This is a genomic window from Streptomyces sp. R33 (assembly GCF_041200175.1).
Taxonomy (GTDB): Bacteria; Actinomycetota; Actinomycetes; order Streptomycetales; family Streptomycetaceae; genus Streptomyces; species Streptomyces katrae_B.
The window spans coordinates 1,115,104-1,140,425 of record NZ_CP165727.1; the positions used below are offsets into that span (position 1 = coordinate 1,115,104).

At 68.6% G+C, this 25,322-nt stretch carries 23 protein-coding genes and 4 pseudogenes; 13 read left to right on the top strand and 14 right to left on the bottom strand.

Going from position 1 to position 25,322, the window contains the following annotated elements:
* Positions 1-344: 344 nt before the first annotated feature.
* Positions 345-1,904 carry an alpha/beta hydrolase gene (locus AB5J51_RS05595; protein WP_136223878.1) on the top strand — a complete coding sequence of 520 codons (1,560 nt, stop codon included), beginning with the start codon at positions 345-347 and terminating at the stop codon, positions 1,902-1,904.
* A gap of 251 nt (positions 1,905-2,155) precedes the next feature.
* Here AB5J51_RS05595 and AB5J51_RS05600 read toward each other — a convergent pair.
* Positions 2,156-3,328 (bottom strand): annotated as a pseudogene (locus tag AB5J51_RS05600) (AMP-binding protein); the annotation flags it as partial.
* Between the two features lie 336 nt (positions 3,329-3,664).
* On the opposite strand from AB5J51_RS05600, the gene AB5J51_RS05605 reads away from it, so the two are divergent.
* Genes AB5J51_RS05605 through AB5J51_RS05615 form a run of 3 tightly spaced genes read left to right on the top strand, consistent with a single transcriptional unit; the run spans position 3,665 to position 5,525 of the window.
* Positions 3,665-4,294: a single-stranded DNA-binding protein gene (locus tag AB5J51_RS05605; protein ID WP_240805234.1), complete on the top strand. Its 630-nt coding sequence runs from the start codon at positions 3,665-3,667 to the stop codon at positions 4,292-4,294.
* A complete protein-coding gene (locus AB5J51_RS05610; protein WP_136223876.1) occupies positions 4,291-5,325 on the top strand; it encodes an NAD-dependent epimerase/dehydratase family protein in 1,035 nt (344 codons plus the stop codon). Before AB5J51_RS05605 ends, AB5J51_RS05610 begins: the two co-directional genes overlap by 4 nt.
* Positions 5,326-5,336: 11 nt before the next feature.
* Positions 5,337-5,525: a DUF6381 family protein gene (locus tag AB5J51_RS05615; protein ID WP_053788120.1), complete on the top strand. Its 189-nt coding sequence runs from the start codon at positions 5,337-5,339 to the stop codon at positions 5,523-5,525.
* A 31-nt stretch (positions 5,526-5,556) separates the two neighbouring features.
* Here AB5J51_RS05615 and AB5J51_RS05620 read toward each other — a convergent pair whose 3' ends face one another.
* From AB5J51_RS05620 to AB5J51_RS05635, 4 genes are all read right to left on the bottom strand, one after another.
* Positions 5,557-5,979 carry a VOC family protein gene (locus AB5J51_RS05620; protein ID WP_053788119.1) on the bottom strand — a complete coding sequence of 141 codons (423 nt, stop codon included), beginning with the start codon at positions 5,977-5,979 and terminating at the stop codon, positions 5,557-5,559.
* A gap of 101 nt (positions 5,980-6,080) precedes the next feature.
* Positions 6,081-6,449 (bottom strand): hypothetical protein, encoded by a 369-nt coding sequence (locus AB5J51_RS05625; protein ID WP_369777023.1) that lies wholly within the window; start codon positions 6,447-6,449, stop codon positions 6,081-6,083.
* Positions 6,450-6,708: 259 nt separating this feature from the next.
* Positions 6,709-6,906 (bottom strand): CsbD family protein, encoded by a 198-nt coding sequence (locus AB5J51_RS05630; RefSeq protein WP_136223874.1) that lies wholly within the window; start codon positions 6,904-6,906, stop codon positions 6,709-6,711.
* Between the two features lie 194 nt (positions 6,907-7,100).
* Entirely contained in the window at positions 7,101-7,424 is a 324-nt protein-coding gene (locus tag AB5J51_RS05635; protein WP_369777024.1) for a plasmid stabilization protein, read from the bottom strand.
* Between the two features lie 252 nt (positions 7,425-7,676).
* On the opposite strand from AB5J51_RS05635, the gene AB5J51_RS05640 reads away from it, so the two are divergent.
* The 3 genes from AB5J51_RS05640 (at position 7,677) to AB5J51_RS05650 (ending at position 9,536) form a co-directional block, all read left to right on the top strand.
* Complete coding sequence (locus AB5J51_RS05640) at positions 7,677-8,147, top strand: hypothetical protein (RefSeq protein WP_369777025.1); 471 nt, start codon at positions 7,677-7,679, stop codon at positions 8,145-8,147.
* Between the two features lie 81 nt (positions 8,148-8,228).
* Complete coding sequence (locus tag AB5J51_RS05645; RefSeq protein WP_369777026.1) at positions 8,229-8,927, top strand: DUF6766 family protein; 699 nt, start codon at positions 8,229-8,231, stop codon at positions 8,925-8,927.
* A 210-nt stretch (positions 8,928-9,137) separates the two neighbouring features.
* Entirely contained in the window at positions 9,138-9,536 is a 399-nt protein-coding gene (locus tag AB5J51_RS05650; RefSeq protein WP_053788114.1) for a cofilin family protein, read from the top strand.
* Between the two features lie 82 nt (positions 9,537-9,618).
* Here AB5J51_RS05650 and AB5J51_RS05655 read toward each other — a convergent pair whose 3' ends face one another.
* The 5 genes from AB5J51_RS05655 to AB5J51_RS05675 form a co-directional block, all read right to left on the bottom strand.
* Positions 9,619-10,068: an SRPBCC family protein gene (locus AB5J51_RS05655; protein ID WP_133895911.1), complete on the bottom strand. Its 450-nt coding sequence runs from the start codon at positions 10,066-10,068 to the stop codon at positions 9,619-9,621.
* A 202-nt stretch (positions 10,069-10,270) separates the two neighbouring features.
* Complete coding sequence (locus tag AB5J51_RS05660; RefSeq protein ID WP_234382381.1) at positions 10,271-11,038, bottom strand: hypothetical protein; 768 nt, start codon at positions 11,036-11,038, stop codon at positions 10,271-10,273.
* Positions 11,022-12,632, bottom strand: coding sequence for a substrate-binding domain-containing protein (locus AB5J51_RS05665; protein ID WP_369777027.1), 1,611 nt, complete (start codon positions 12,630-12,632; stop codon positions 11,022-11,024). The genes AB5J51_RS05660 and AB5J51_RS05665 overlap by 17 nt, the downstream gene beginning before the upstream one ends.
* On the bottom strand, positions 12,629-13,789 hold the full coding sequence (locus tag AB5J51_RS05670) for a hypothetical protein (protein ID WP_240805232.1): 1,161 nt from the start codon (positions 13,787-13,789) through the stop codon (positions 12,629-12,631). Before AB5J51_RS05670 ends, AB5J51_RS05665 begins: the two co-directional genes overlap by 4 nt.
* Positions 13,790-14,196: 407 nt before the next feature.
* A protein-coding gene (locus AB5J51_RS05675) for an IS5 family transposase (RefSeq protein WP_369780224.1) occupies positions 14,197-14,996 on the bottom strand; the annotation gives its coding sequence in 2 pieces (ribosomal slippage) (positions 14,197-14,657 and positions 14,657-14,996; 801 coding nt in all).
* A 571-nt stretch (positions 14,997-15,567) separates the two neighbouring features.
* Between AB5J51_RS05675 and AB5J51_RS05680 the strand changes: the two genes are divergently transcribed.
* The 4 genes and pseudogenes from AB5J51_RS05680 (at position 15,568) to AB5J51_RS05695 (ending at position 18,600) form a co-directional block, all read left to right on the top strand.
* Entirely contained in the window at positions 15,568-15,753 is a 186-nt protein-coding gene (locus tag AB5J51_RS05680) for a hypothetical protein (protein ID WP_369777028.1), read from the top strand.
* Between the two features lie 4 nt (positions 15,754-15,757).
* Positions 15,758-17,266, top strand: a pseudogene (locus AB5J51_RS05685) (TIR domain-containing protein); the annotation flags it as partial.
* 53 nt (positions 17,267-17,319) lie between these two features.
* Positions 17,320-17,538 (top strand): annotated as a pseudogene (locus AB5J51_RS05690) (WD40 repeat domain-containing protein); the annotation flags it as partial.
* 315 nt (positions 17,539-17,853) lie between these two features.
* Positions 17,854-18,600, top strand: a complete 747-nt coding sequence (locus AB5J51_RS05695; RefSeq protein WP_369777029.1) for a WD40 repeat domain-containing protein — start codon at positions 17,854-17,856, stop codon at positions 18,598-18,600.
* A gap of 61 nt (positions 18,601-18,661) precedes the next feature.
* Here AB5J51_RS05695 and AB5J51_RS05700 read toward each other — a convergent pair whose 3' ends face one another.
* A complete protein-coding gene (locus tag AB5J51_RS05700; RefSeq protein ID WP_369777030.1) occupies positions 18,662-19,159 on the bottom strand; it encodes a hypothetical protein in 498 nt (165 codons plus the stop codon).
* Positions 19,160-19,368: 209 nt separating this feature from the next.
* On the opposite strand from AB5J51_RS05700, the pseudogene AB5J51_RS05705 reads away from it, so the two are divergent.
* Positions 19,369-19,770: pseudogene (locus AB5J51_RS05705) on the top strand (IS5/IS1182 family transposase); the annotation flags it as partial.
* Here AB5J51_RS05705 and AB5J51_RS05710 read toward each other — a convergent pair.
* The 3 genes from AB5J51_RS05710 to AB5J51_RS05720 form a co-directional block, all read right to left on the bottom strand.
* Entirely contained in the window at positions 19,737-19,883 is a 147-nt protein-coding gene (locus AB5J51_RS05710; RefSeq protein WP_369777031.1) for a hypothetical protein, read from the bottom strand. The pseudogene AB5J51_RS05705 and the gene AB5J51_RS05710 sit on opposite strands and share 34 nt — an antisense overlap.
* A gap of 161 nt (positions 19,884-20,044) precedes the next feature.
* A complete protein-coding gene (locus AB5J51_RS05715; RefSeq protein WP_369777032.1) occupies positions 20,045-22,846 on the bottom strand; it encodes a toll/interleukin-1 receptor domain-containing protein in 2,802 nt (933 codons plus the stop codon).
* Positions 22,843-23,190: a hypothetical protein gene (locus AB5J51_RS05720; RefSeq protein ID WP_369777033.1), complete on the bottom strand. Its 348-nt coding sequence runs from the start codon at positions 23,188-23,190 to the stop codon at positions 22,843-22,845. The genes AB5J51_RS05715 and AB5J51_RS05720 overlap by 4 nt, the downstream gene beginning before the upstream one ends.
* Positions 23,191-23,924: 734 nt before the next feature.
* Here AB5J51_RS05720 and AB5J51_RS05725 point away from each other — a divergent pair.
* Positions 23,925-25,298 (top strand): MFS transporter, encoded by a 1,374-nt coding sequence (locus tag AB5J51_RS05725; RefSeq protein WP_369777034.1) that lies wholly within the window; start codon positions 23,925-23,927, stop codon positions 25,296-25,298.
* Positions 25,299-25,322 lie beyond the last annotated feature (24 nt).

Consider the following 25,322-nt stretch of genomic DNA (forward strand, 5'->3'; position numbering starts at 1 on the left):
GAGTCATCATCCGGCCCCGGGCCTGCGTCCCCTGTTCGGCGGCGTCGTCGTACTTGAGGGGGACCGGACTACCCGCGGCTCGGGCGGTGTTCGCGTCGGGTGCCGAGGCGGTCTTCGTACCCCCGCGTACCAGCGGTGATCATGCGCGCATCCGGCCGTTGCCGGGGTGGCGCCCGCCCCCCGAGCGGAGGGATCGCCAGGCCGGATTCCGGCCAACTGCCCTGATTCCACGTGGTACGGGAGAGGGACCAGGGACGGCTCTTCCAGGGGATTCGCCGGTGCCCGCCGATGCAACAAGGTGGGCACACCAGCGATTTCACCGGATGAAGGAACGGCACCCGCCCATGAAACGCCTCGCACCGCTGCTCGCCACCGTCGGACTCGTCGCGACCTCCCTGCCCCTGCTGACGGCACATCAGGCAGCCGCCGCCCAGACCCCCGGCCACATGCGCCAGAAGCCGGCATGGCACCGCTGCAGCCCGGACCGGCCGGCGACGTTCGAGTGCGCGACCCTCAAGGTGCCGCTCGACTATCAGCACCCCGAGGGCCGCACGCTCGACCTCGCGATATCCCGGATCAAGAGCGAGAACCCCGCCAAGCGGCGCGGCGTCCTGCTCTTCAATCCGGGCGGTCCCGGCACCCCCGCCCTGACCCGGCCGGTCCAGCTGGACAAGAACATGCCCAAGGACGTACGGGACCAGTACGACCTCATCGGCTTCGACCCGCGCGGGGTCGGCGAGAGCAGTCCGATCACCTGCGGCGGGCTGAGCCGGGCCGAACACGGCATCGGCGGTGCGTACCGGCCCGAGACCTTCCCCTCGGACGTGGCCTGGGCGCGCGGCATCGCCGACAAGTGCCGTGAGAAGTCCGGCGACGTCATCCCGTACATCACCACCCGCAACACGGCGCGCGACCTGGACGTGATCCGCGCGGCGCTCGGCGAGCGGAAGATCTCGTACCTGAGCTACTCGTACGGGACCTACCTCGGCGCCGTGTACTCCCAGATGTTCCCGCAGCACACCGACCGCTTCGTGCTGGACAGCGGGGTGGACCCGCAGCGCGTCTGGCGCGGCATGATCCAGGTGTGGGGCACCGAGGCGGAGCCCGCCTTCGCGCGGTGGACGCGGTGGGCGGCGGAGCGCTCGGACCGGTACGGGCTCGGCACCACGCCCGAAGAGGTGTCGGCCACCTTCTGGGGCCTGGTGGCGCGTGCCGACCGGGACCCGATCGTCCACGACGGGCGGAAGTACACGGGTGACGATCTCAGGGCCGATCCTTCGCTGTTCTTCGACCCGTACGGGGCTTCGGCCGCCATCAGGTTCCTGAAGGCCTTGGCCGAGACCGGACACCCGCCGGCGGACGGCGGCGCGCCGGAGCCGGAGCGGCTGCCGGCAGCCGCCCGGACCTCCTCATGGAGCGCCTCCGGGCCGAACACCGCTGCGGCCGGCCCGGCAGCAGCCCCCGATTCCGGAGACAACGCCACGGCCGTCTACTGGTCCGTCGTGTGCGGGGACACGGACAGCTGGCCGCGTGACCCCGATCAGTACGCGCGGGACGCGGTGCGGGACAAGGCGAAGTATCCGATCTACGGGGACTTCGCGTCGAACATCAAGCCGTGCGCCTTCTGGCAGCGGCCGGTCGAGCCCGCGACGCCCATGAAGACCCGGGCCGACGTACTGACCGTACAGAACGAGTGGGACCCGACGACCCCGCTGGCCAGCGGCCAGGGCCTGCACAAGGCGCTCAAGGGCTCGCGAATGGTGCTCGCGCTGGGCGGCCGGAAGCACGGTGTGTACCTCTCCGACCCGGCGTCCTGCGCCGACGCCACGGTCGACAAGTACCTCGCCACGGGCCGGCTGCCCGCTGCGGACGTGACCTGCCAGGACACGCCGCCCTCCCCGTAGGGGTGCCGGGAGCCGGCGAGCCCGACGCCCTGTCCGTCACGGGCCGGACGGGTCCTCGTGGCCGGTCCGCCCGGGGCGCTCTCGACGCGGCCGGTCACCACCAGGTCGCCGTGCGGGGTGCGCCGCGCCAGTTCGCCGGTGCGGAAGTACCCGTCGGCGGTGAAGGAGCGTGCGTTGAGGTCCGGCGCCCTGTAGTAACCGCGCAGGGTGTACGGACCGCGGGCGAGGAGTTCGCCGGGCTGCCCGTCGGGCAGGTCCTTGCCGTCGGCGTCGACGATGCGGAGCTCGTGGTCGGGCGAGAGCGGCCTGCCCTGCGTGGTGAGCACGGTCTCGTCCGGATCGGTGGGCCGGGTGAGGGTGAGCAGCCCCTCGGCCATGCCGAAGACCTGCTGCAGGCGGCAGCCCAGTTCGGTGCCCATCCGCTCCGCGGTCGCCCGGTCCAAGGGCGCGCCGCCGACCTGCACGAGGCGCAGACTGCTCAAGTCGGCCTGGACCGTGGGGAGTACGTCGAGCCAGCGCTGGGCGGCGTCGGGCGCCAGCGACGTGAGGGTGACCCGCTCCCGTTCGATGGCCGCGAGGCATTCGGCGGGTTCCGGGTTCTCGAGCAGGACGACGGTGCCGCCGGCCGAGAGGGTACCGACGATGCCCGGGCAGCCGAAGGCGAGGTTGGACTCGGCGGGCAGCGCAGCGAGATACACGTCGGTCTCGGTGAGCGACACCAGCTCGGCGGCGGCCCGTGCCTGGTAGGCGTAGTCGTTGTGGGTGCGCGGAACGAGCCTGGGCACGGCCGCGGAGCCGCCGGAGAGCAGGAAGAACGCCACCTGGTCGGCGCTCTGCGCGAGCGCCGGCTCGGGAGCGGCGTCGATGGAGCCGAGCGGGGAGTACTGGCAGCCCGACGGGTCGGTCGTCAGACCGCCGTACGGGGACGACTCGCCCGGCGCCTCATAGGTGAACACCTGCCGCAGGAAGGGCCATCGGGCCGCGATGTCCGCTGCCATCGCCGTGTGGTCGAAGCCCTGGTACACCGAGGGAGCGACGTACCCGACGGCCTGGGTGACCCGTACGAGGTCGGGCACCTCGGAGGCCCGGTGCGAGACCGGGCAGAGCACGGGGATCACGCCGATCCGCATCAGCGCGAACACGGTGACGACGAACTCGGGCACGTTCGGCAGCTGCACGACGGCCCGCATCCCGGGCCGGAGGCCGCGCAGCCGGAATCCGGCGGCCATGCGGTCCACGCGCCGGTTCAGGTTCGCGTACGTGATGCGGGTGCCGCCGTGCACGAGCGCGGTCCGTGGTCCGTACTGCTGGGCCCAGCCGCGCAGCAGGTTGTCCAGTGTGTTGCCCCGCCAGAGCCCGGCCGCCCAGTAGCGGTCGACGAACTCCTCGGGCCAGGGCGTGCAGCCGTCGAGCAGGGTTGCCATGCGTTTCGCTTCCTTCCGGGCCGACCGGTGTCCATCGGGGCCAGGGCGGCCAGCGCCAGGGAGCCCGGGGAGCTCGGGGAGCTCGGGGGGCAACTCGACATCCTGACCTTGGAATCCAATGTTTCAGTGCGTCCGCACGCAAGGTACTTTCCTGACCATGGACGTCGCATTCCATCGGCGGAACGTCCAATTAAGGGCGCTGACCAGCAGGAACGGCTTCCACCGGGGCCCGCTCCGCACTCCTGGTTTGAAGGCCGCCAGGCCGGTCAGACGCCTAGGGCCACCCCCGTGCATCGCGGGCGGCAGCCTCCACGTCCCATCGATCGGAACAGCGCCATGGATGCCAGGGAAACCCGCCCCCACAGCTCGGAACCCCGTTCCTCACCCGCGTCAACCGGGCACCGCCTCCTCACGATCTATCTGAACGACCACCTCGCGGGCGCCAGCGGTGGCGTCTCCCTCATCCGCCGGATGGCGCGGACGCACCGCGGTACCCCGGCGGGGGTGCCCCTGGCCGCGCTGGCCGAGCAGATCGCCCAGGACCGGGAGAGCCTGCGCGAGATCATGACGGCCTTCGACGTCCCCGCGCAGTGGCACAGGGTCGTCATGGGCCGTCTGGCCGAGAAGGCGGGCAGGGCCAAGCTCAACGGCCGCCTGGTGAGCCGCTCACCCCTCAGCGACGTCCTCGAGCTGGAAGCCATGCGGCTCGGGGTGGAGGGCAAGGCATCCCTGTGGCGGTCGCTGGGGACCCTCGCCGCCACCGCCGAAGCCCCCCTCGACCCGGCCGTCGTCGCCCGGCTCCTGGACCGAGCCCAGCGCCAGGCGGCCGTCCTGGAGGAACTGCGGCTGGAGGCCGCGGGCCGGGCCTTCACCGCCGCTGCCGAAGGCTCCGTCCCGGCCGGCCGGGGCCGCGCCGACGGCACGCCACGCCACCGGCTGTCGCGAAGGGCGGGGTGGGCGTCATGAGAGTCGTCGTCACGGGCGCCAGCGGCAACGCGGGCACCAGCGTGGTCGAGGCCCTGGCGGCCGACCCTACGGTCACCGACGTGCTCGGTGTCTCCCGTCGCCGGCCCGGCCTGAGCATCCCGGGCGTGCGGTGGATCGAAGCCGACGTCGAACCGGGCCGCGGCGACCTGACCGAGGTCTTCGCGGGCGCCGACGCGGTCGTCCACCTCGCGTGGAAGTTCCAGCCCACCCACGACCCCGTCGCCACATGGCGGACCAACGTCCTGGGAAGCATCAACGTCTTCGAGTCGTGTGCACGGGCCGGTGTGCACGCTCTGGTGCACGCCTCGTCGGTCGGCGCGTACTCGCCCGGCCCGGAGGACGGGCGTCCGGTCGACGAGTCCTGGCCCACCCACGGCTGGCCGGGCGCTGCCTACACCCGGGAGAAGGCCTATCTGGAGCGGTACCTCGACGCCTTCCAACTCGCCCACCCCGAACTGCGGGTGGTGCGGATGCGGCCGGCGTTCCTGTTCAAGAAGGAGTCGGCGAGCGAGCAGGGCAGGATCTTCGGCGGGCGGTTCCTGCCGTGGCGCCTGATCCGGCCGGGCCTGCTGCCCGCGCTGCCCGCCGTGTCCGGCCTGCGCTTCCAGGCCCTGCACACCGACGACGCCGCCGAGGCGTACCGGGCGGCCGTCGTCCGCCCCGTCCGCGGCCCGTTCAACCTGGTGGCCGATCCCGTACTGAGCACGGCCGCCGTGGCGGGCCTCCTGCGCGCCCGTACGCTGCCGCTCCCGGCCGGCGCAGCCCGAGCCGCGCTCTCCGCGGCCTGGCGGGTGCACCTCGTACCGGCCGATCCCGGCCTGCTGGACGCCGTGCTGCGACTCCCCCTGCTCGACGCCGGCCGGGCCCGCGACGAGCTGGGATGGACGCCGTCGACCACCGCCACCGAGGCCGTCGCGGCATTCCTCGAAGGCCTCCACCAGGGAACCGGCCTCGACACCCCACCCCTGACCCCCGCAGCGGCGGGTGCAGGACGCCATCGGCACGCGTGAAAGGACTGACCATGAGCGAGGAAAGCATGCCTCCCGAGCGGGTTCGGGAGATGCGTGACAAGGCCCAAGAACTGGAGCAGGCGGCGCAGCACGCCACGGATCCCGTGGAACGACAGCGGCTGAGGGACAGGGCCATGCGCATCCGCGAGAAGAGCGAGCAGGTGTACGGGAGGGGCAGCGGAACCATGGACCCGATGTAGCCACGCGGCGCCCAGGCGGCGTCAGGAGCTGTCAGGGCGTGTCTCCGGGAACGATGTCCTCGCGGATGGCGGCGAGCGCGAACGCGTGGCCGGCCGGGTCGGCGTAGCGGCGCAGGGTGGTCCGGCTGCCCGGCAGGCTGCCGTCGTCCTCCGCGGCCACCGGGCGGGCTCCGAGGGTCACGGCCTCGCGCTCGGCCTCGTCGAGGGACTTCTCGTCCACGAGGATGCACAGATGGGCCTGTTGGGAGCCCTCCGGGAGCGGCCAGCTCGGTGGGGCGTGGTCCGGGTCGCGGCGGACTCCGAGGACGAGGCCGCCGCGGCCGGTGACGAGCAGGAGTTCCCCGTCGCCCGGTGCCGGCCCTGCCGTGGCACCGAGCAGCTCGGCGTAGAACCGTGCCAGCAGCTCGGGCTCGGCACTGTCCAGGACGAGAACGGTTGTCTTGGGTACGGTCATGCACCCCGTTTGCCCTGTGTCGGCGTCCGTACGCGGCGCGTGTCCGCAAGCGGGGCCGGACGGGGTGGACCGGCCCCCGCACCCGGCCCCCGCGCTCGCTCTCAGGAACGGATGCGGAGTCCGATCTCCTTCTCCTGATCGCCCGATACGGCTCCCATGTCCTCGACGGTGAATTGTCCGGCGAGCGCGGCCTGCACCCGCTCCACCGCGCGGGGGCCTCCCTGGAGGGTGACGCTGACCGGGTCCTTCAGCCGAACGGGCGTTGGCTTCCGCTCCGCCGGCTTCGCGGCGTCGAGGGTCGCGCTCCACACGGTCGCGGCCCGTCCGCCTTCCGCCGCGCTGCCCGCCCGGGCCTCTGCGGGGAAGGAACGCTCGAGCAGGTCGAGGACGGCGCGCGCGTCCTCCGCAGAGCAGTCGCCGACCGCCACCACCACTTCGGCCACCGGGCTGTCCTTGTCCTGGCTGTCCATCAGGGGCTACCTCTCTCGTGCACATGGACCCGGCCGCACCACGCCTCGACCGGGCCCTGCCGCGTGCGTCGGGGCCGACCCCGCGGAACAGGCAGGTCCACGCTCACACACGGAGTCGGACCCCGCATCATTTGCCGCACGGAGGGTGTGGAGCCCTCCCCTGCCCCGGGCCGGAACAGGATGCGGCCCCCGACGCCGAGGCGCCGGGGGCCGCATCCCTGGTCCGCCGGTGAGCCCGTGGGGACTCGCCGGGGCGGCGTCAGGCCCTGTCGCGCTTGTCGCGCAGGGAATCCTGGATGCCGCGGGCGCGCTTCTCGGTTTCGCTCAGGGCTTCCTTCGCCTTGCCCTTGGCCTGGTCCGTCTTGCCCTCGGCCTTCATCCGGTCGTTGCCGGTGACCTTGCCGACGGTTTCCTTGGCCTTGCCCTTGGCCTGGTCCATCTTGCCCTTGTCAGCCATGGTGAACTCCTTGGTTCGTGGGAATCCCGTACGGGGACAAACTAGATGAAACCGGACTGCCGCGCGCGACGGGGCCGGCGATGGTCCCGCATACGCGGGACGGGCCGGCCCGGGGCGCCGAGCCTTATCCGGCCCTCCTTTTCGAGCCTTCGCTTCTGGGCCATGCGCGTGAGCCACCAGCGTCGAGCCGACGGTCAGCGGCCGAGGGCCCGCTTGAGTTCCGCCTTGTCCATCTTCGAACGGCCTTCGATGCCCCGATGCTTCGCCTCGTTGTAGAGCTGCTCCTTCGTCGGGCCCTGGGAGCCGGTGTGAGAGCGCTGTCCACCACGCTTCGACGACGACATGTCCTGCGTGGAGGACCGGCTCGCGGTCTTCGACTCCCCGGAGCGGGCGCGTTCCTTGTTGACGGTACGTGCGGCGATCTCCTTCGCACGCTTCGTGCTCTCGCCGCGCTGCTCGGCACTCTCCTTGATGTGCTCGTACTGACGTTCACGCTTGGGACTGGAACCGCGAGGCATGGTGGCTCCTCCTCCAATCGGCTCGGATGCGGAACCTGTTCACGGATCCGCCGGATCCGTAGGGCGCCTGCCCGGCGAGGACGACGCCATTCACCCGCCGGCCGAGTGACCGCCGCCGCCTCGTCCGGCGTGTGGAGCCACCGCCTTCGGGCTTCCGGACGAGGATGGGCCGGTTCCCCTCTCCGGTCGGCAAGGGTCAGGACAGTGCCCGATCGGCGCCGATGCCCGTACACCGCGACCGAGGAGACGGCGATGGACGCGATCGTGCTGCTGCGCGGAGACCGCAAGACGGTCGGGAAACTGTTCGCGGGACCCCGCGGGCCGGCGGTGGCGGTCGCGGCGGCCGTCGACCTGGCGGGACTGCTGAGCGGGTGCGGAGCCTCTCCGGCCAGGCTGGAGGGCGCACGGCAGGCCGGACAGGCCTTCGAGGAATCCCTCACCGCAGCGGACTACTCCCGGGCCTGCGCACTGCTGGCGCCGCAGACCAGGCGGCAGCTGGAACAGGACGAAGGCAAGCCGTGCGGCCCGGCGCTGCGCGGCCAGGAGCTGCCGTCAGCCGGCGAGGTGCGGGGCACGCAGGTGTACGGGCGGCAGGCCATGCTGCGCCTGCAGGGCGACACGCTGTTCCTGTCGCAGTTCGACGACGGCTGGAAGGTGGTCGCGGCCGACTGCACACCGCAGCGCCAAGACGACCCGTACCGGTGTTCGCTGAAGGGAGGCTGACGTGCGTGTGCTGTTCTGCGCCTGCCTGGTGACGGTGTTGGGCGGGCTCGGCTACTTCATCGCGATCGGGGCGATGCACCGGTGAGCGCCGAACGGGAGAACCGGCCGGGTGGTTTCTGGCGGGACAACAGCCTCACCCTCGCCTTCGGGGGCGCGTTCCTGCTCGTGCTGGCCGGCCAGGCAGTCGCCGGGCATGCCGGATTCAACGAAGACCTCGCCGTCGACGGGCTGCAGCAGCTGACGATCGGCGAGTACCTGATGTCATCGGACTTCGCCGTCGACGTCTCCGAGAACTGGCAGTCGGAGTTCCTGCAGTTCTTCCTCTACATCTTCGGGACCGTCTGGCTCCTCCAGCGCGGTTCCCCGGAATCCAAGAAGCTCCACAAAGCAGGACCGGAAAGCGACCGCGAGCAACACGTCGGCGATCACGCCACAGCCGATTCGCCCCGCTGGGCCGGAAGCAAGGGCTGGCGCCAGAAGCTGTATTCACGGTCCCTCGGCATCGTGATGGCCACGCTGTTCTTCCTGTCCTGGCTCGCGCAGTCGATCGCCGGGACGGCGGCCTACGACGAGCAGCAGCTGCGTCGACTCCAGGCCCCCATCTCCTGGGGTGCCTATCTGGCCTCCGCCGACTTCTGGAACCGGTCCTTGCAGAACTGGCAGTCCGAGCTCCTGGCCGTGGCCGCCATGGCCATCCTGTCCGTCTATCTCCGCCAGCGCGGTTCCCCGGAATCCAAGCCCGTCGGCGCCCCGCACACCTCCACGGGGGTGGAGGGCTGAAGCTGCCGCCCGGGCGGGGATGGCGCCCGGGCGGGCAGAAGCCGGATGCCCCGCTCACCGGCGCGCCAACGCCGACCGTCCTGTGTGATGGCTACCGTGATGCGGAAGATCGGGAAGGAACACGGGTGAAGGTGAACAGACCAGCCGACGAACCCGTCCGGGGTCGAGTTGCCGATCCCCGGTTCCGGCCATGAGAGAAACGAGGCCCGTGTGAACAGCCCGGCCGGCCTTTCGGAAGGCTGCCTTGATGCCCTCCAGCGTCTGAAGGAGACGCGGGAGACCAACACCGTGATCCTCCGCGGCACGCCGGGTGGGCTGGTTGCGGAGGTCGAGGGCAACCTGACCCACGATGAGCTGCTCCAGGCGCTGCCCGTCGACGAGCCGCGCCTGGTCGTCCACGAGCTGTCGTTCGCCAGCCCGGAAGGCATGCGCAGGAACGAGCGCGTACTGATCCTGTGGGTGCCCTCGGCGGCGAGTGAGCAGGACGAAGCGGCCTACACGCCCGGCTACACGTCGCTGGCGGAGTTCCTCGCCGACGTCCACGTCCACCTCACAGCCAGGCGGACGGACCAGCTGGCGTACCAGAGGCTCGTCGCCCTGGCCGGCTGAGCGCGCCCCGGCTGCCGCCGCACCGGCCGCCCGGACGGGCGGGCGGCCGGACGCGGGGAGCCGGGCAGCCGGGGGGCCGGGGTCAGACCTGTCCGCGCCATTCCCCGGCGGCCGTACCCCGGTCTTCGATGAAGTGCTTGAACCGCTTCAGGTCTCCCTTGACCTGGCGGTCGACGAAGCCGAATTTGTCGCCGATGTTCTCGGCCATCCCGTCCGGATCGAAGTCCATCATCAACGTGATCTGGGTATGCGAGGGGTCGATGGGTCGGAAGGTGACCAGTCCCGACTGCTCGGTCTCACCACCGACCGTGACCCAGGCGACCTTGGTGTCCGGGATCTGTTCGGTGATCTCCGCGTCGAACTCCCGCTCCACACCGGCGATCTTCGTCACCCAGTGCGTGAGGGTGTCCGAACGCTGCTCGATCCTCTCGACCCCCTCCATGAACTGGGGGAACGACTCGAACTGCGTCCACTGCTCATACGCTGCCCGGACGGGAACGTCGACCTCGATCGACTCCTTGACCTGCGACATGATGCGCCTCCTCGGTCTGGCGGATCGTGATGCGGGAACCTGTGCCTCGGGCCTGTCCGGCTCCCGCGGGGGCACCGCATCCGTGCCCGCTCGCCCCCCGCCTGCCCCGGCGTTTTCGAGGTGATTCCCCGAACGAGCCCACTTCCCGTGCCAACCGGCCCCCGGGGGGGGCGGTCTCCGCGTGATGCGGACGCTGCGCGAGTCAGCGGAAGACGGCCATCGCCTGGACCTCGAGGACCCCCTCCTCCGGGTTCCATTCCTGGACCTTGCCCAGACAGCGGGCCAGGAAGGTGCCCCGGGGGACCTGGTTGCGCAGGCCCTCCGTGGCGCAGGAGATCCGAACCCGGGGGGCCCGGGAGGGGTCGGCAGGATCCCCGTACGGAGCGAGGAACACGGTGGAGCCGCCCCGCTCCGGGCCGCCGTCGCCGGTGGCGCGGAACCGGCCCCGGATCAGTACGAACCCCTCGATGTCGCGCAGCCGGACGGCGCCCTGCGCGCCGGAGGCCGTCCGCAGCAGCGCGGGGCTGCGGACGACAGACCCGCTCGGGAGGTCGACGTGCACGATGATGCGCTTCTCCTCCAGCACCTTCATGATCAGCCCGATCACCGAGATCGGCTCCGCGACCTCCAGATAGCGGCTGACGATCTCGGTGTTCTCCTTGCGTCCGCCGTCCGCTCCGACGCCGAAGACCTTCGCGCGGACGGTGCCGTCCTTGCTGTCACTGGTGCGCTGTTCGACCTCCTTGCGCAGGGCGGCCGTGTACCCGCCCATCTGATAGTGGTCCATGACCGTCTTGTCGTGCAGGTAGAAGCAGATGCCGTCCGTGAGGTCCTGGGTGGCGGCCCGCCGGGCGCGGACCAGCCGCAGCAGCCCCACCGTCAGGAGCGCCGCGAGGCCCGCCCCGGTGACCGCCCACAGCAGCATCCAGGGCCACCACACGGCCCACCACGCTTCACTCGTGACACCCACGGATCTCCTTGAAGGCATTGAGAAGGGACTGCCCGGTGGCATCGGCCATGTGCCCGCCGGTGGCCCTGGCGGCCCGGTCGAGCTCCCGCGGATCGGCCTCGCCGTACCGGACGGTGTACGTCCGGACCGCCCGGGCGGCCGCCGGCAGGGCCGCGTATCGGGCGAGGAAGTCGTCGAGGCTCATCCCGGCGTTGTTCTCGCCGTCCGTCATGAGCACCAGGGAGACGCGCTGCGCGGGGTCCTCGGCCACCGCGTCGGCCGCCGCCCGGTAGCCGTGGTCGAGGGCCGACCACACCGCGGTGCCCGCGTCGAAGGTGTCGGCGGCGACGATGTCGCGCAGCCGCTCCAGGTCGGGTGCCCCCGTGTACGTCACGGTCCGCTCGTCCAGGACGCGGCCGCCGAAGCGCACCACCGTGAGGGTCTCGCCCTGGTGGAACCGGGCGAACTTGCCGGAACGCGAGCCGTCGGCGCCGCTGAGCCCGTCCATCGTGGCGCGGAGGTTCGCGATCCGCTCGCCCCGCATGGACGTGGAGAAGTCGAGCAGGAAGATCACCCGCACCGGGCGGGCGCTCCGCGCGTCGGCGTAGTCGGCCAGCAGCCGGTCGACGACCGCCTGACTGTCCGGGAAGTACAGGGCGTTGCCGAGCGGGGCGCGCAGACCGGGCAGGCGGGTGAGGCCGGGGTCGACCGGCCGGCGCAGCGTGCGTTCCATGATCTTCCGCTGGACCGGCTCGCTCCGGAGCCAGGCCGTCAGGCGGTCGTACGCGGCCCTCTTGGCCGGGTCGAGCAGCATCAGCGGATAGTCGGACAGCACGATGCCGTCCTTCGGGTAGACGATCTCCAGGGGAGTGCGCAGGGTGCCCGCGCGGTTGAGGGAGAGCAGTTCGGACTCGTACGTGATCAGCGCGTCGAGGCCGTCCTGGTGGCGTGCGTACGCGTCGGTGAGGCGGCCGGAGGAATCCTCGGTCACCGCGTGCCCGGTGAAGAAGCCGCGCAGGCGGTCGCAGGAGACGTCCTCGGGGCGCAGTGCGCCGCCGGTACCCGCGGCGGCGGTCGCGACGCCGACCAGCGCGGCGAGCCCGCTGTTCGAACTGCGCGGGTCGGCCATGGCGTACTTCAGCGTGCCGGCCGCCGAGGCGTCCGCCAGGTCCGCCCACGACAGCTGCCCGTCGACGGTCGCCTTCCGCAGCCGCTGGGCCACCTCGGGCTTCAGGCCGACGACGACGGGCGAGCGCATGGTGCTCGTCGACAGCGGACCGTCCGTCTGCCGTCCTGCCTCCTTCAGGAGGAGCTGGAAGGGGCGGGACGAGGAGAGCCAGGCGAGGTCGTGCCGGTAGTGGCCGGTGGCCAGGGAGGCGGCGGCCTCGACGGTGCCCTGGTACTCCATCGTCAGCGTGATGCCGGTCTCGCGGCGCAGATCGTCGAACAGGGGCTGCATGTCGGTGAGTTCCGAGCTGGCGAGCACCCGCAGCGTGACCGGCTCACCCCGGTCCCCGGTGCAGGCGGTGAGCGTGGCCAGCACGCACAGGCACAGGACGATGAGCGCGGTCGGCGTCCGGCGGCGGCGCCGTCCGGGCGTGCCACGGGCCGTCACGGCGCCCCGTCAGGGAGCTGGGCGGGCGGGCAGTCGCCGACGATGGAGATCATCTGCTCCAGATAGCGGATCCGGGGCATGGGTGAGCGGGTGTTGTCACTCCGCAGGGCCGGCACGGGGATGCTCCGCTCGGTCAGGAACTGCGACAGCTGGTCGCCGGCGACCTGGCCGGCCGGGTCCAGGATCCGGAAGCCCAGCTCCATCGCACGCCGGCGCAACTGCGGGTCGGTGGCCATGAGTTCACCGAGCCGCTCGCCCCTGGCGTTCAGCGAGATGAACTGGGGCTGGGTGACGAACTGGCTGGAGGGATACAGCAGCACCCGCTCTCGGTCGAGCCGCTCCGATTCGGCGCGGTACCGGACCTGGTAGCTGAGGTACTGGTGCTCGTACGCCACGACCACCGGGGCGATCCCCTTGCCCTCCGGCGAGATGTACGTCCTGAACACGTCGGCGGCAGGCAAGCCCTGCTCCATGAGGTGTTTGACGGACTGCGCGCGGCCGCTCGCCTCCTGATCGCTGGAGGGCACCTCGGGACCGTCACCGCGCCAGGTGAAGGAGACCAGCGCGAGATAGGTCCCGGCCGAGTTGGAGCCGCACACGTCGGGGCTCTGGGCGACGATCCGGTTGGCGTTGGAGATCCCGTGCCGCTGGATGCCGAGATCGTTCCAGCGCTTTCCCTGGTCGATGCCGTCGAGGAACTTCTGCATGTCCAGCGAGTAGTAGAGCGGCCGGTCCGCGCCCTCCGCGGGCAGCGGGGTGGCGATCCCCGCGTCGTACAGCGTCTCGGCGTACTCCCGGTACGTCGCGAGCACGATGGGGCTCACGAACGGACGGTGCACCTTGGCGTACTGCCCGGCCGCAGCGCGCACGCCGGTGATCAGATCACCGGCGGGCTGGCCCGAGGGGAAGACGAAGTCGAAGGCGCCGAGGTCCCGCAGGGCGACCTCGCGCGAGCCCGAGCTGGTGATGTGCACCTTGACGCGGTGCTTCAGCAGGATCCGCTGGACCTCCTCGTCCTCGAAGAAGTCCCGCTTGGAGGCCATCTTGCCCTCGAGGACGACGACGCTCTCGAAGGGCAAGAGCAGATTGCCCGACACGGCCAGCGTGGCGAGCCCCGTCAGTACGGTGGCCAGCACGGGCAGGAAGAACAGCAACACGCTGCGCCGCGACCACGAGCCGGACGACCGGCGCCGGACGGCCAGCCGAGGCTCCTCGATGAACGGTTCCTCCCCTGAGACTCTCTCCCCGACAGCCACCCATGCCCCCCAGCACGCCCGTGGTCACCCTCAAGCAGGAGCATTTCCCGCCCGGTTGACCATTCACGCACGGATCGGCGAATCCCGCGTGAACAACTGCGTTGAAAGTGAGGAGAGTTGACCCTCTCGGTCTGGCCCGCTACCAGGGCGGTTCGGATCACGCCGTGCCCGGCCTGCCGGGTGCTGCGGTGGTCGGGGCGCACATACCCCGGGGGGCAACTGTGTGGACGCGGGCCATGTGCGGGTGGGCCGGGGCCGAGGTGGCGGGCATGAGCCGGCAAGCCTCCCAAGGCGTCTTAGACACCATCTCATTTGGCGAATCTGCGGTAGCAGATGAGGGTGCAGGCGATGCTAGTGAAGGCGAGGAAGTGTTCGGCTTTGCGTTCATAGCGGCGGTGGAGGCGGCGGCAGCCGGCGAGCCAGGCCATGGTCCGTTCTATGGTCCAGCGGTGGCGGCCCAGCCGCTGCGAGGACTCGATTCCTCTGCGGGCGATGCGGTGCTTGATGCCGCGCTGACGTAACCATTTCCGCAGGTGGGCGTAGTCGTATCCCTTGTCTGCATGGAGCTTGGCGGGCTTGCGCCGACGGCGTCCGCGGCGTGAACGGATGGGCGGGATGCCGCGTACGAGGGGTTCGAGTGCCTGACTGTCGTGCAGATTCGCCCCCGAGATTCCGACGGACAGGGGCAGACCCGTTCGCTCTGTGATCAAGTGGATCTTCGATCCGAACTTGCCCCGGTCGACAGGATTCGGACCTGTCAGGTCCCCCTTTTCAGGGCCCGCATGTTCACCGAGTCGATCGCGCAGCGTGACCAGTCCAGCTCGCCGCGGGCGCCGAGCTCGTCGAGGACCAGGCGGTGGAGCTTGGCCCACACCCTGGCCTTCGTCCACTCGGAGAAGCGTCGGTGGGCTGTCGCCCCCGACGGCCCGAACGATGCCGCGGGCAGCTGCTGCCAGGTACAACCCGAGGTGGCAACGAAGACGATCGCGGCCAGTACTTCACGGTCACCATGCCGACGTCGGCCACCGCCTTGAGGCCGCGATGGCGCCTCCGGCACCACCCGTTGGAACAGCTCCCACAACTCATCCGGCACCAGCCGCTCAACAATCCTCGCCACGACCGACAGCCTACCCAACCATCCAAATGAGATGGCTTCTTAGCCGATGCGCACGTGCACTGGTCGCCAGGCGCCCACGTACCGGCAGGGACGGCCGGCGATCGTACGGACGCCGAACGGGCAGAATCTACCCTTCACCAGGATGGCCGCCCGAGCCGAGTCCTCCCTCGACAGGGCCGCCGCGGCTGACGGGTTCTGCGAGTCATTGCGGCGCAGGCCTCGTACACCCGGGACTTTCCACTTGCCGTTACGTTCTCAGAGTGCTCCATACGCCGCTGGTCGCTGATCAGGGTCTCCGCCTCGGCCTGTGACGGTAAGGAGCGGGCCGGTTCATGTTCGCTTTCAACTATTGCGATTCCCAGCCGAATCCTGATGCAGGCCGCCGCTCCCCTCACTCTTTCGGTAGCAGACGGCGACACACGATGACGGAAGGATGGTGCGGACGGTACAGACCCCGCCACCTGGGAACGCCGCATGACGCCGAACAGACCTTCGCCGACCACCGTACGACTCGGACCCGGACAGCGCCGCGTAAGACTTCGAAGCAGAATGGGAGCGGGCCTTGCACGCTGAACGTACCTTCCGTGACGGAAAGGTGGAGCTCGCGGGGCCGGATTCAGCCGAGACGATCTCGGCCGGGAAGGCCGACGGGGGCCGGAACGGCGAATACAGCGGAGACGACAAGGCCGCCACCGAGACGCTGCTCCGCAATCCCCAGCACGCCTGTCCGGATGCAGAGAGGGGCTAGTTAAATGGCATTGCGATCATCACTGCTTTCCCGGCTTCGGCGACCCTCAACTCCTTGGCCGAGTCTCGAACCGGCCGGCTATGACGTATTCATCTCGTACAGCCGAAAGGCAGACGCCGCCCTTGCCTCCGCATTGCGCGACGGCCTTCATTCCTTCGCGCGCCCCTGGTATCGACTGCGAGCCCTAAGGGTATTCCGGGACGAGGCAAGCCTCGCGGCGAGTCCGGAGATGTGGCCGTCTCTCGAGCGTGCACTAAGAACATCCATATTCTTCATTCTCTTGATGTCACCGGAAACGAAAGAATCGAAATGGATTGATAAGGAAATTGCCTGTTGGCTGGAGCATGACCCATCGGGTCGCAACCTGTTCCTCGTGCTCACGGATGGAGAAATTGAATGGGACGACGAGGCTTGCGTCTTCAAATGGGTAGTCAGGGACCCCGGCCAAGACGGGGAGAAAACCATCGCCCTTCCCCCGAAACTCCACGGCGTATTTAGCCATGAGCCGGCATATATCAACCTTGGCTGGGCGAGAGATGATGATCAACTCGATCTCCGAAATGCGGAGTTCCGCGTCCGTGTTGCCCAACTCGCGGCACCAATCCATGGTCGGCAAGTTGACGAGCTAGAAGGCGAGGACGTACGGCAGCACCGGCAGAGAAACCGGGTGATCCGTGGCGTGTTCGCTGTGCTCACAGCTCTGACGCTCATCGCAAGTGGATCGGCAATCCTCGCGTTCAAGGAGCGACAACTGGCCCTGAAACGACTCGCCGTTGCCAATTCGCGACAGCTAGCGGCGACCGCCGAGTTGAGGAGCCAGAGTGACTTACAGACAGCGATGTTACTCAGCGCAGCTTCTTTCAAGATCAGCGACACCGACGAGGCCAGGTCCAACCTTTTGCGGCAGCTTCAGCGCAGCCAACGCGTGGAGCGCTTCTTGACCGGGCCGGGCCAGGGGGTGACCAACTTGGCACTAAGCCCCGACGGACGCACCATCGCCTCGACAGGCGGAGAGGGCGGCCAACTCCTCCTGCGAGATCTGGTCTCTAGCAGGGCGTCCCCTCCTCGCGCATTACACGGCAGCCGTACCGCCTATTCCTCGGTGTTCAGCCCTGACGGGAGAAGTCTCGCGGTTGTGGAGATTGACAGGGTCGTCCTGTGGGATTTGACCTCAGGAGCACCCGGAGCCACATTCGGCGGCCGTACGGAAACCGGAACTCCCGCTTTCAGCCCGGACGGTCGCATTCTCGCCCTCCCCGGCATCGACGAGACGACTCACTCCTACCCCTCCGGTAAGTGCACCCTCTGGGATATCGCCACTCACAAGAAGCTCGCGACCTTGGTCGGCGATGCAGGGGGAACCACCTGCCTATTCAGCCCGGACGGGCTGACCCTAGCGATGGGTTTGTCACTCTGGGACGTCAGCACGCGCACCTTACTGGGCAGCCTGACCGGCGGCCATACCCGCGGGGTGTTTGACCTTGCCTTTAGCCCCGACGGACGGATGATCGCCACCGGGGCCATGATGCCAAGCTCATCCTCTGGGACGTCTCCAAACGCACTCCCCTGGCCACCTGGGAACGTCAGGGCGATGTCAACGCCGTTGCGTTCAGTCGCGATGGGCAAATCCTGGCCGCGGGCGACAATAGCGCCGGAATCAGCCTTTACGATGTCGCCAAGCGGGCCCAATTCGACAGCCTGACTGGTGGCCACACCAGTGCGGTTCTCGATATCGCGTTCAGTCCTGACGGGCGGAGGTTGATTTCTTCGGGAAATGACGGAAGAATCATCGTGTGGTACGTAACTTCGCAGAGCCCACTAATTGTAGCAACAGCATCCGGCGCAGGAAATACATATAGCGGCAGTCCCGCATTCAGTCCGGACGGTAAAATTCTGGCAATCCCCACCCATAGAGGGGTCCTTCTTTGGGACATTCCCCGGCGAGCTCGACTGATCGATCTGCCAGGCTCCGGAGGGCATCCTGCCTTCAGCCCTGACGGCAACACGCTCGCCACCATCGCGGGCACAAACGTTTTCCTCTGGGATGTCCATCGTGGCGCCAAACTGGCGACCCTGCCTGGTGCTTCACTCTCTGATCCCATGAGCACGGGGGCTGTCTTCAGCCCGGATGGCCGCACTCTAGCCACTGCAGCCAACCGTGCTGTGATCTTGTGGGATGTAGCCCAGCGCACCCGGCGTGCCACGCTCGTCCCTAAGGAGTACGTCCATTATGAGGTTCATGGCCTCGCGTTCAGCCCAGATAGTCGCGTCCTGGCTGTGGGAGGTTACGGATACCAGAAGATCATCCTCTGGAACGTCGCGACCAGAACTCAGGCCGGCACATTCTCGAGTGCAAGCAGCGGCCCTGTCTACCGGCTGAGCTTCAGCCCCAAAGGGGACATCCTGGCCTGGAGCGCCGTGGAGAGCGCAAACACCGCCATCGGCGGGGACTTCGGCATCGTCCTCTGGGATCTCACCGAGAACGCGAGGCGCACTACCTTCACTGTGCATACCTCGCCCGGTACAGCTGTCGCCTTCAGCCCGGATGGCCGCATGCTCGCGTCGGATGGCGGAGGCGTCAGCCTCTGGTTAATCGCTCAAAGCGAGCGAATGGCGACTTTGTCGCTCCCTCAGGACTCGGCCACGGCCTTTCTTCGTGGCCCGGTCTTCAGCGCCGACGGCCGTCTGTTGGCAACGACCGGATCCAAAAATAGCGTCGTGCTGTGGGACGTCGACCCCAAGTCGTGGGTTCGACGTCTGTGTGCGAAAGCAGCTCGAGATCTCACGCCTCAGGAGTGGGGGTCCGTTATGACTGGCCAGCCGTACCAATCGGTTTGCGCTCCCTGAGCTGGTCCAGCGGCGTCGCCATCGAAGTAGCTTGGGAGCTTCGAGTATCTGAGTGTTCATTTCAGTCCGTCGTGGGTACCGCTTCAAGCAGATGGGGAACGCCACAGGCACTTGCGAGCAGGTCAGCGTAGGACGTCAGGAGGCGTCGCGTGTCATTTAGGGCTCCGCGGAGTTCGTCGGCCTCCGGCCAAGCTTGTTCGTGGTCGCGTCGAGAGCGATCGCTAGGCCGCTGTTCTTCCCAGTTCTCAAGTGCGGGGTGCCAACGGGCGAGCAGGGGGCGGACGCCGAAGTTCAACATCGCAACCGCCAAGTAACCAAAGTTGTACTGGCCGTCGCGTTTGGGCTCCGCGACCTCCGGGCCATGCTGCCGCAGTACAGCGCGGGTGGTGGAGAACAGGGAATACAGGCTACTAAGCGCCTCCCGCAACAGCCCCTCCTCGGCTGGCAGCGGCACTACCGCAACCCGCGTGACCAGCTCCACATAGAGTTCCCAGGCCGCCCGCCGCTCCGCAGCGTTCGGCTCCCAAGTACCTGAGATTTCGAGGAAATGCAGGTTCAACTTGACGTCTACGCTCTTCGGTGCCCGTACCATTCCCGTCCCTTCCAGCAGCCATCCGAAGCCACCAATCGCTCTAGATTACATACAACATCGCTTATCAGAGGGCGGTTCGTGAGTATTTGAGTGTTTCTGTCGTCTGCCTGATGGTGTGAGCGTGTGTGGAATCCGGTGGTCCGCGGCGGGTGGTCTGTTGGGGTGGCGGGGCGAGTGAGCGGAAGCAGGCCGTGGACGTGCTGGGCCTGGTCATCGCCGTCACCGTCCTGGAAGCGAGCACGCACGACAACGCCGCAGGCATCGCCCTGCTCGACCAGGGGTTCAAGAACCAGGTCCCCGCCGACGGCACCCTCTTGGGCATCGACGTCGAGACCGTCGAACGCAACCCGCAGGACAAGGGGTTCGTGCCGCAGCCCAAGCGGTGGAGAGTCGACCAGACCTACGGGATCCTGATACTGCACCGGCGCCCGGTCCGCGACTACGAGCACCGCCCGGCCTCCTCCGCGTCCCGCGTCTACTGGGCGATGATCCAGGTCATGGCCCGCCGGCCCACCGACGTGAACACTCCCACCTGGCGCGACCCTCAGGCGGTGACCGCGTGTACATTCAGCCCCTGATCGACGCGCTCGGCATCCAGGAAGACGCCGCCTGGGTCCTGGCCGACGACCTCCGCCCCCAGATCGCCGAACTGCAGGCCCGGCTGCGGGAAGCCGAGACCCACCTCGAACACCTGACGAGCCTCACCCGAAAATGGACATCAACTCACGAACCACCAGCTCCGTTCCTGTGCGGTGTTCGTGGCTTGGGTCTTGGGCCGTGTCGTCTGATCTGTAACCTCGACGCCTTTCGCCCGCGACGTGGTGGTTCCGCCGGGATTCCGGCCCGCTCATGTCAGGGATCTTCGCAGGCTGCCGCCGTCTTCACGGTTCCGACGTAGGCGTCCCGTTCACTGCGAGTGAGGCTGCGTCCGGCCAGGGCGCGGGATTGCCGCATCCACCGGTTCCGATCCATGTCCCAGGTGACGAGAGCGTCGCCCATCGCCGAGACGAGCAGCGGCCGGTCCGGGCTGAACTCGATTTTCGGCGCAAAAAAGGGTCGGTCCTTCGCGGGCCTTGTGTACCCGGCAGTCGGCAGCACCCCGAGCATCCAGCCTGAGGACGCATCCCAGGACCGCAGTTTCTGGCCGGTCACTCCGACGACAAGTCCGCCGTCCGCCGATACCGCGAGGTCACCGACCGGCTCGGGCGATGACAAGGGCGCTCCGACAATGCGCCCAGACGAGGGGCGCAGGCGGTGGACCTGGTCGCCGACCGCGACAGCCGCGAGGTCGCCGCCCAGCGCGACGCCAATCCCGGTCACCTGACCCTTGACCGGGAGGTCACGGCGCTTGCCCGAGACAACGTTCCAGATCGCCGCGCCGTGGTCCCCGCCGACGAGTAGCTCGTCGAGTGACAGGAAGACGACGTGGGTCGCCGAATCGCCGACCGGGCTCCCCCTGAGGCTGAGCGGGCGCAGCCGCTGCGAGTTGACGGTGTCCCACAAGGTCACCTGGCCGCTTTCCCCTCCAGCCAGCACGGTTCCGTCATGGCTGAGAGCCAGTGAGAGTGGTGCAAAGTTGCGAGGCCGCAGTGACCGGGACTTGGTGCCGGTTGTCAGGTCCACGGTCCACACACCGCGTTCGTCTGCGGCTGCCGCAACTCGGCCGTCGGCGCTTACCGCAACCCGGTCCACCGTCAGGCCGGTGGGGCTGCCGTAGGTGTCCCGCACCACCATGGATCCGGCGGACAGGTGGCGCAGGCCCTGCGGGCCATTGACGATGACCCGCGCTGTCGAGGCGAGGCTCACCTCGGACACCGACGGCAAGGGGTACACCGTGGCGAGGGGGTCCACCCCGGACAGATCCCACAGCACGACGCCGTCATTGCCAATGCTGACCGTCAGCAAGTCCGGGAAGACGTGGACGTAGCTCGTCGAGTCGGCCCGGCTGCGTCCGGGATGCAGGGTCAGCGGCTTCTGCACATCGTGTCCGGTCGCGGGGTCGACCACCTGAAGTCCGCCGTCTCCTGCGGTCAAGAGCATCTTGGAGTCGGCGGTCCAGGCAGCGGTGTAGAGGTTCAGCGCGCCGGAGGTGGACACAGCAGTGGGCGTCCACGAGCGGGTGTCCACAACTGTGACTTTGAAGTTGTCAACGACTGCGAGTCGGCCCGCATCGTGGTCGAACACGGCGTCCACTGCGGAGCTGACGTTCACGCGTCCCGCGACATGCCAGTCGCTGGTGGCATACACCTGGACAGGATCGCCGACCACGACGAGGTACCGGCCGGCGGGATCGAAGTGCACGTTCCCAATCGACGGATCGGAAGTCCTGACCAGCACCGGTCGTTCCTCGACCGGGCGAAGGGACGGGACACTCAGCAGGTGTACCACGCTCTGGTTGCCGGTTTCGGCGACGACCAGGGTCTTCCCGTCGGGGCTGAGTTCGGCAGCGGGCGCGAAGCGGCTGTCGAGGAGCCGCAGCTTCGTCCTCGCAGCGGCACGTGGCTGACCGCTGCTGACATTCCAGAGCGTGATACGGCCCTTGTCGTCAGTGACGACGACGGCTTTGCCATCAGCCGAGAACCTGATCTTTTGCTCCTTGGCCGTGCCGCCATCCCTGTCCTCGCCCTTGAGGAACAACGGTGCCCTGTCACCTTCCGGGTCGACCAGCCGGACGCCGCCCGGTACCTCCATCGCGACACGCCGGGTTGCAGGGTCGTAGGCGAGCAGGGAGTCGCCCAGCTGCCGGTGCCGCGCGAGGATGACCCTGCGCAATCGCGGCTCGCGTTCGACGGCCGCCAGGAGCGCCGCGTCGGCCTGTCCGGTAGGTGATGCCGAGCGAGCGCAGACAGCGAGCAGGGCTGCCAGATCAAGGGAACTGTCCGCTGCCAATTGGCTGTCGGCGGCGAGCTGACGTGACAGTGCCAGTCCGGCTTGGGTACGGGCCTCGTCTCGCTGTCGCACTGCGAAGACCGCGGCGAAGCCGGCCGTCACCGCGAGCATTGCGAGAGCCAGCGCGGTAGCGATGAGGGTAATGAGCGCTCGCCGTCTATTGCGTACATCATCGCCGATGAGATCGTCCTTCGGGCGGCCGAGAATGGCCGCCGACAGACTGGCGACCGCGTCGAGCAGCCGAAAGTCGCGCGGGTCGGGAAGCGGCTGCCCGACCCAGGTCAAGTCGACCCATCGCGGCTCCTCCGTGAACACCCCGCGCAGCGCGGGCACCACCACCGACTCCGGTGTGAAGTCGCCCGATCGGCCGTCCCACTCGAGTGAGCCACGCAGCAGGCAGAGCAGGATACGGGCGGGCTCCCGGCCGGATTCCAGCCACTCCCGCACTTCGAGGTCGACCCACGGCGCGGCCGCGGACTCCGGGGAGGCCAGGACAATCAGGTAGTCAGAGGCCTGCAAAGCGGTACGGATACTGCTCCACAGTGCGGAGGTGGCTGGAAGGCTCTCCACGTCACGGAAAGTCCGCACGACGGGCCGTAACCGAAACCACCTCGGTCGACCGAAGCCATGTAGCGAGCTCTGGAGGAGCTTCGCAACAGGTGTATCCCGTGTGCTGTAGGAAATGAACGCCGCGTGCCGACCGAGGGCCCGGCGCACCCGCGGGCCGCTCGACTCACTCGCGGAGCCGGGAGGGGTCGTCGTCATGACCTGGCGTACACCCCTTCCCACGCCAGACCGGTTCCCATGGCCGGGTCGTCGTATTCGAAGGACGCACGCATCCCGTCGTACCTTACGGCCGGAGGGCTGGCCTTCTCATCGACCACCGCGCCCAGCAGCGCCGCGTCGGCAAGGTCCAGGTCCGTGGTGCCACCCATGGTGAATCCGGGGTACGTGAGGCCGTCAGTGGGCTCGGCGTGCGTGAGCAGGACCCGCGCCAGTTCTTCCGTGGCACCCGGTTCGGACAGCAGGGCACGCTGCTTCGCCGCGGCGGCGTGGTCTTCGCGGCACGGCTGACAGGCGCCGAGCAGCGCCTCAACGTTCCCAGCCACGGCGAACGCGTGGATCTGGCGTACCAGCCGCAGTCCGTCGGAGCTGAGCGGTTCGCCATACCGATTCTCGACGGCGACTTCCGCAGTTGCTGGGTCCGTCGCGCTCGGCGGGCTACTGGTAGCCACAGGGATACTGGCCGCGATTCCGCTTCTGTCACCGGCAGCAGCAGGAGTTGAAGAAGGGGAGGGCCGGCTGTCGGCTGGACCGCAACCGACTGACAGGAGCAAGTCCAGAATGGCCACTCCTGCCAAGGTGGACCGCATCCAGTTCACTCGCAAAGGAATTCCTCAGATGCCCGTGACTCCGTTGTACATGGAGGCGCGCCGACCGAACATAGAAAATCTTGGTGCAACTTGTCGCGTACGCTCATAGGGCGCGCAGCTTTCAGTAAGGCTTGGCCAGGGGCCATGAATCTAGCAACAGATGCGGTGGGCATGGATGTTTTGCGTAAGCAGAGCCCTGTAAAAGCAACGGCACGTTCGTCCAAATGAGCGAGATGAACAGTTACATGCCGCGACGAGCCGGTCGCCCGCAACCGGAGATCAGCCGGTGGCCGTTCGCCTATACGGACACCCACCCGAACCCCGGATCGCGCACCCGAGCCTCGTCATGGGCGGCGCCCACACTCTCCGCCCCCGAACTATGGTGACACGCTACATGTGCACCTGACCTGGGCGTTTCTATGGTGTGGCGACACGGAAACGACCCCTCCCCCCGTCCGGAAGTGGTACTCATGGCCGCCTCTGCCGTACCGTCCCCAAGCCCCGGCTCCATCAAGCGCATCGTCGCCGCGAGCCTCATCGGGACCACCATCGAGTGGTACGACTTCTTTCTGTACGGCACCGCCGCCGCGCTGGTGTTCAACAAGCTGTTCTTTCCCACCAGCGATCCGCTGACCGGGACCCTGATCGCCTTCATCACCTACGCCATCGGTTTCCTGGCCCGGCCGCTCGGCGGGGTGGTGTTCGGGCACTTCGGGGACAAGGTCGGGCGCAAGAAGCTGCTCGTGCTGAGCCTGCTCATGATGGGCGGGGCCACCTTCGCGATGGGGCTGCTGCCCACGTACGCGAGCATCGGCGCCGGGGCCCCCGTACTGCTCACCGTGCTGCGGCTGGTGCAGGGCTTCGCCCTCGGCGGGGAGTGGGGCGGGGCGGTGCTGATCGTGTCCGAGCACGGCGGGGCCGAGCACCGCGGGTTCTGGGCGTCCTGGCCGCAGTCCGGCGCTCCGGGCGGGAACCTGCTGGCCACCGGGGTGCTCGCGCTGCTCGCCGGTGTGCAGTCCGATGCCGCGTTCCTGGCGTGGGGCTGGCGCGTCCCGTTCCTGCTCTCCGGGGTCCTGGTGATGGTCGGGTTGTGGATCCGGTTGTCCGTCTCCGAGTCCCCGGTGTTCCTCGCCGCGCAGGCCGCCCGGCAGGGGCGCAAGGACGAGGCTCCCGTCGTCCAGGTGTTCCGCAAGAGCGCGCGCCAGGTGCTGACCGCCATCGGCACCCGCTTCGGCGAGAACATTTCGTACTACGTGCTGACCTCATTTCTGCTCGTGTACGTCACCGTGCACTTGGGGCTGGCCAAGAGCACCGCGCTGAACGCCGTCCTCATCGGCTCGGCCGTCCACTTCGTCACCATCCCGGCCTGGGGTGCCTTGTCCGACCGGATCGGCCGGCGTCCCGTGACCCTGATCGGGTCGGCCGGCATGGCCTTGTGGGCGTTCGCGTTCTTCGCGCTGGTCGACTCGAAGTCCTTCGCCGTCATCACCGTGGCCGTCACCGCCGGGCTGCTCCTGCACGGTGCCATGTACGGGCCCCAAGCCGCCTTCATCTCGGAGATGTTCGACACCGACGTCCGCTACTCCGGTGCCTCCATGGGCTCACAGCTCGCCTCCATCGTGGCCGGAGCGCTGGCCCCGCTCATCGCCGTCGAGCTCCTCAAGGACTACGGCTCCTCCGTTCCCGTCTCCCTCTATCTCTGTGCGGCAGCCGTCGTGACCACCCTCACCGTCGCCTTCGCCCGGGAGACCCGCGGCCGTGATCTGACGCAGGCAGGCACCGGGCCCGCGGCTGCCGCCGGCGGGCGGACGGCTCCGCTTCCGACCGCCGTCGACCCCGCCTGATACGGTCCGGCCGGCCACGGAAGA

Coding starts and splice junctions, on each gene's coding strand:
- AB5J51_RS05610 (WP_136223876.1), top strand. CDS start 4,291: ATGAGAGTCGTCGTCACGGGCGCCAGCGGCAACGCGGGCACCAGCGTG.
- AB5J51_RS05630 (WP_136223874.1), bottom strand. CDS start 6,906: ATGGCTGACAAGGGCAAGATGGACCAGGCCAAGGGCAAGGCCAAGGAA.
- AB5J51_RS05715 (WP_369777032.1), bottom strand. CDS start 22,846: ATGACGACGACCCCTCCCGGCTCCGCGAGTGAGTCGAGCGGCCCGCGG.
- AB5J51_RS05620 (WP_053788119.1), bottom strand. CDS start 5,979: ATGACCGTACCCAAGACAACCGTTCTCGTCCTGGACAGTGCCGAGCCC.
- AB5J51_RS05725 (WP_369777034.1), top strand. CDS start 23,925: ATGGCCGCCTCTGCCGTACCGTCCCCAAGCCCCGGCTCCATCAAGCGC.
- AB5J51_RS05615 (WP_053788120.1), top strand. CDS start 5,337: ATGAGCGAGGAAAGCATGCCTCCCGAGCGGGTTCGGGAGATGCGTGAC.
- AB5J51_RS05635 (WP_369777024.1), bottom strand. CDS start 7,424: ATGCCTCGCGGTTCCAGTCCCAAGCGTGAACGTCAGTACGAGCACATC.
- AB5J51_RS05625 (WP_369777023.1), bottom strand. CDS start 6,449: ATGGACAGCCAGGACAAGGACAGCCCGGTGGCCGAAGTGGTGGTGGCG.
- AB5J51_RS05695 (WP_369777029.1), top strand. CDS start 17,854: ATGAGCACGGGGGCTGTCTTCAGCCCGGATGGCCGCACTCTAGCCACT.
- AB5J51_RS05595 (WP_136223878.1), top strand. CDS start 345: ATGAAACGCCTCGCACCGCTGCTCGCCACCGTCGGACTCGTCGCGACC.
- AB5J51_RS05655 (WP_133895911.1), bottom strand. CDS start 10,068: ATGTCGCAGGTCAAGGAGTCGATCGAGGTCGACGTTCCCGTCCGGGCA.
- AB5J51_RS05605 (WP_240805234.1), top strand. CDS start 3,665: ATGGATGCCAGGGAAACCCGCCCCCACAGCTCGGAACCCCGTTCCTCA.
- AB5J51_RS05640 (WP_369777025.1), top strand. CDS start 7,677: ATGGACGCGATCGTGCTGCTGCGCGGAGACCGCAAGACGGTCGGGAAA.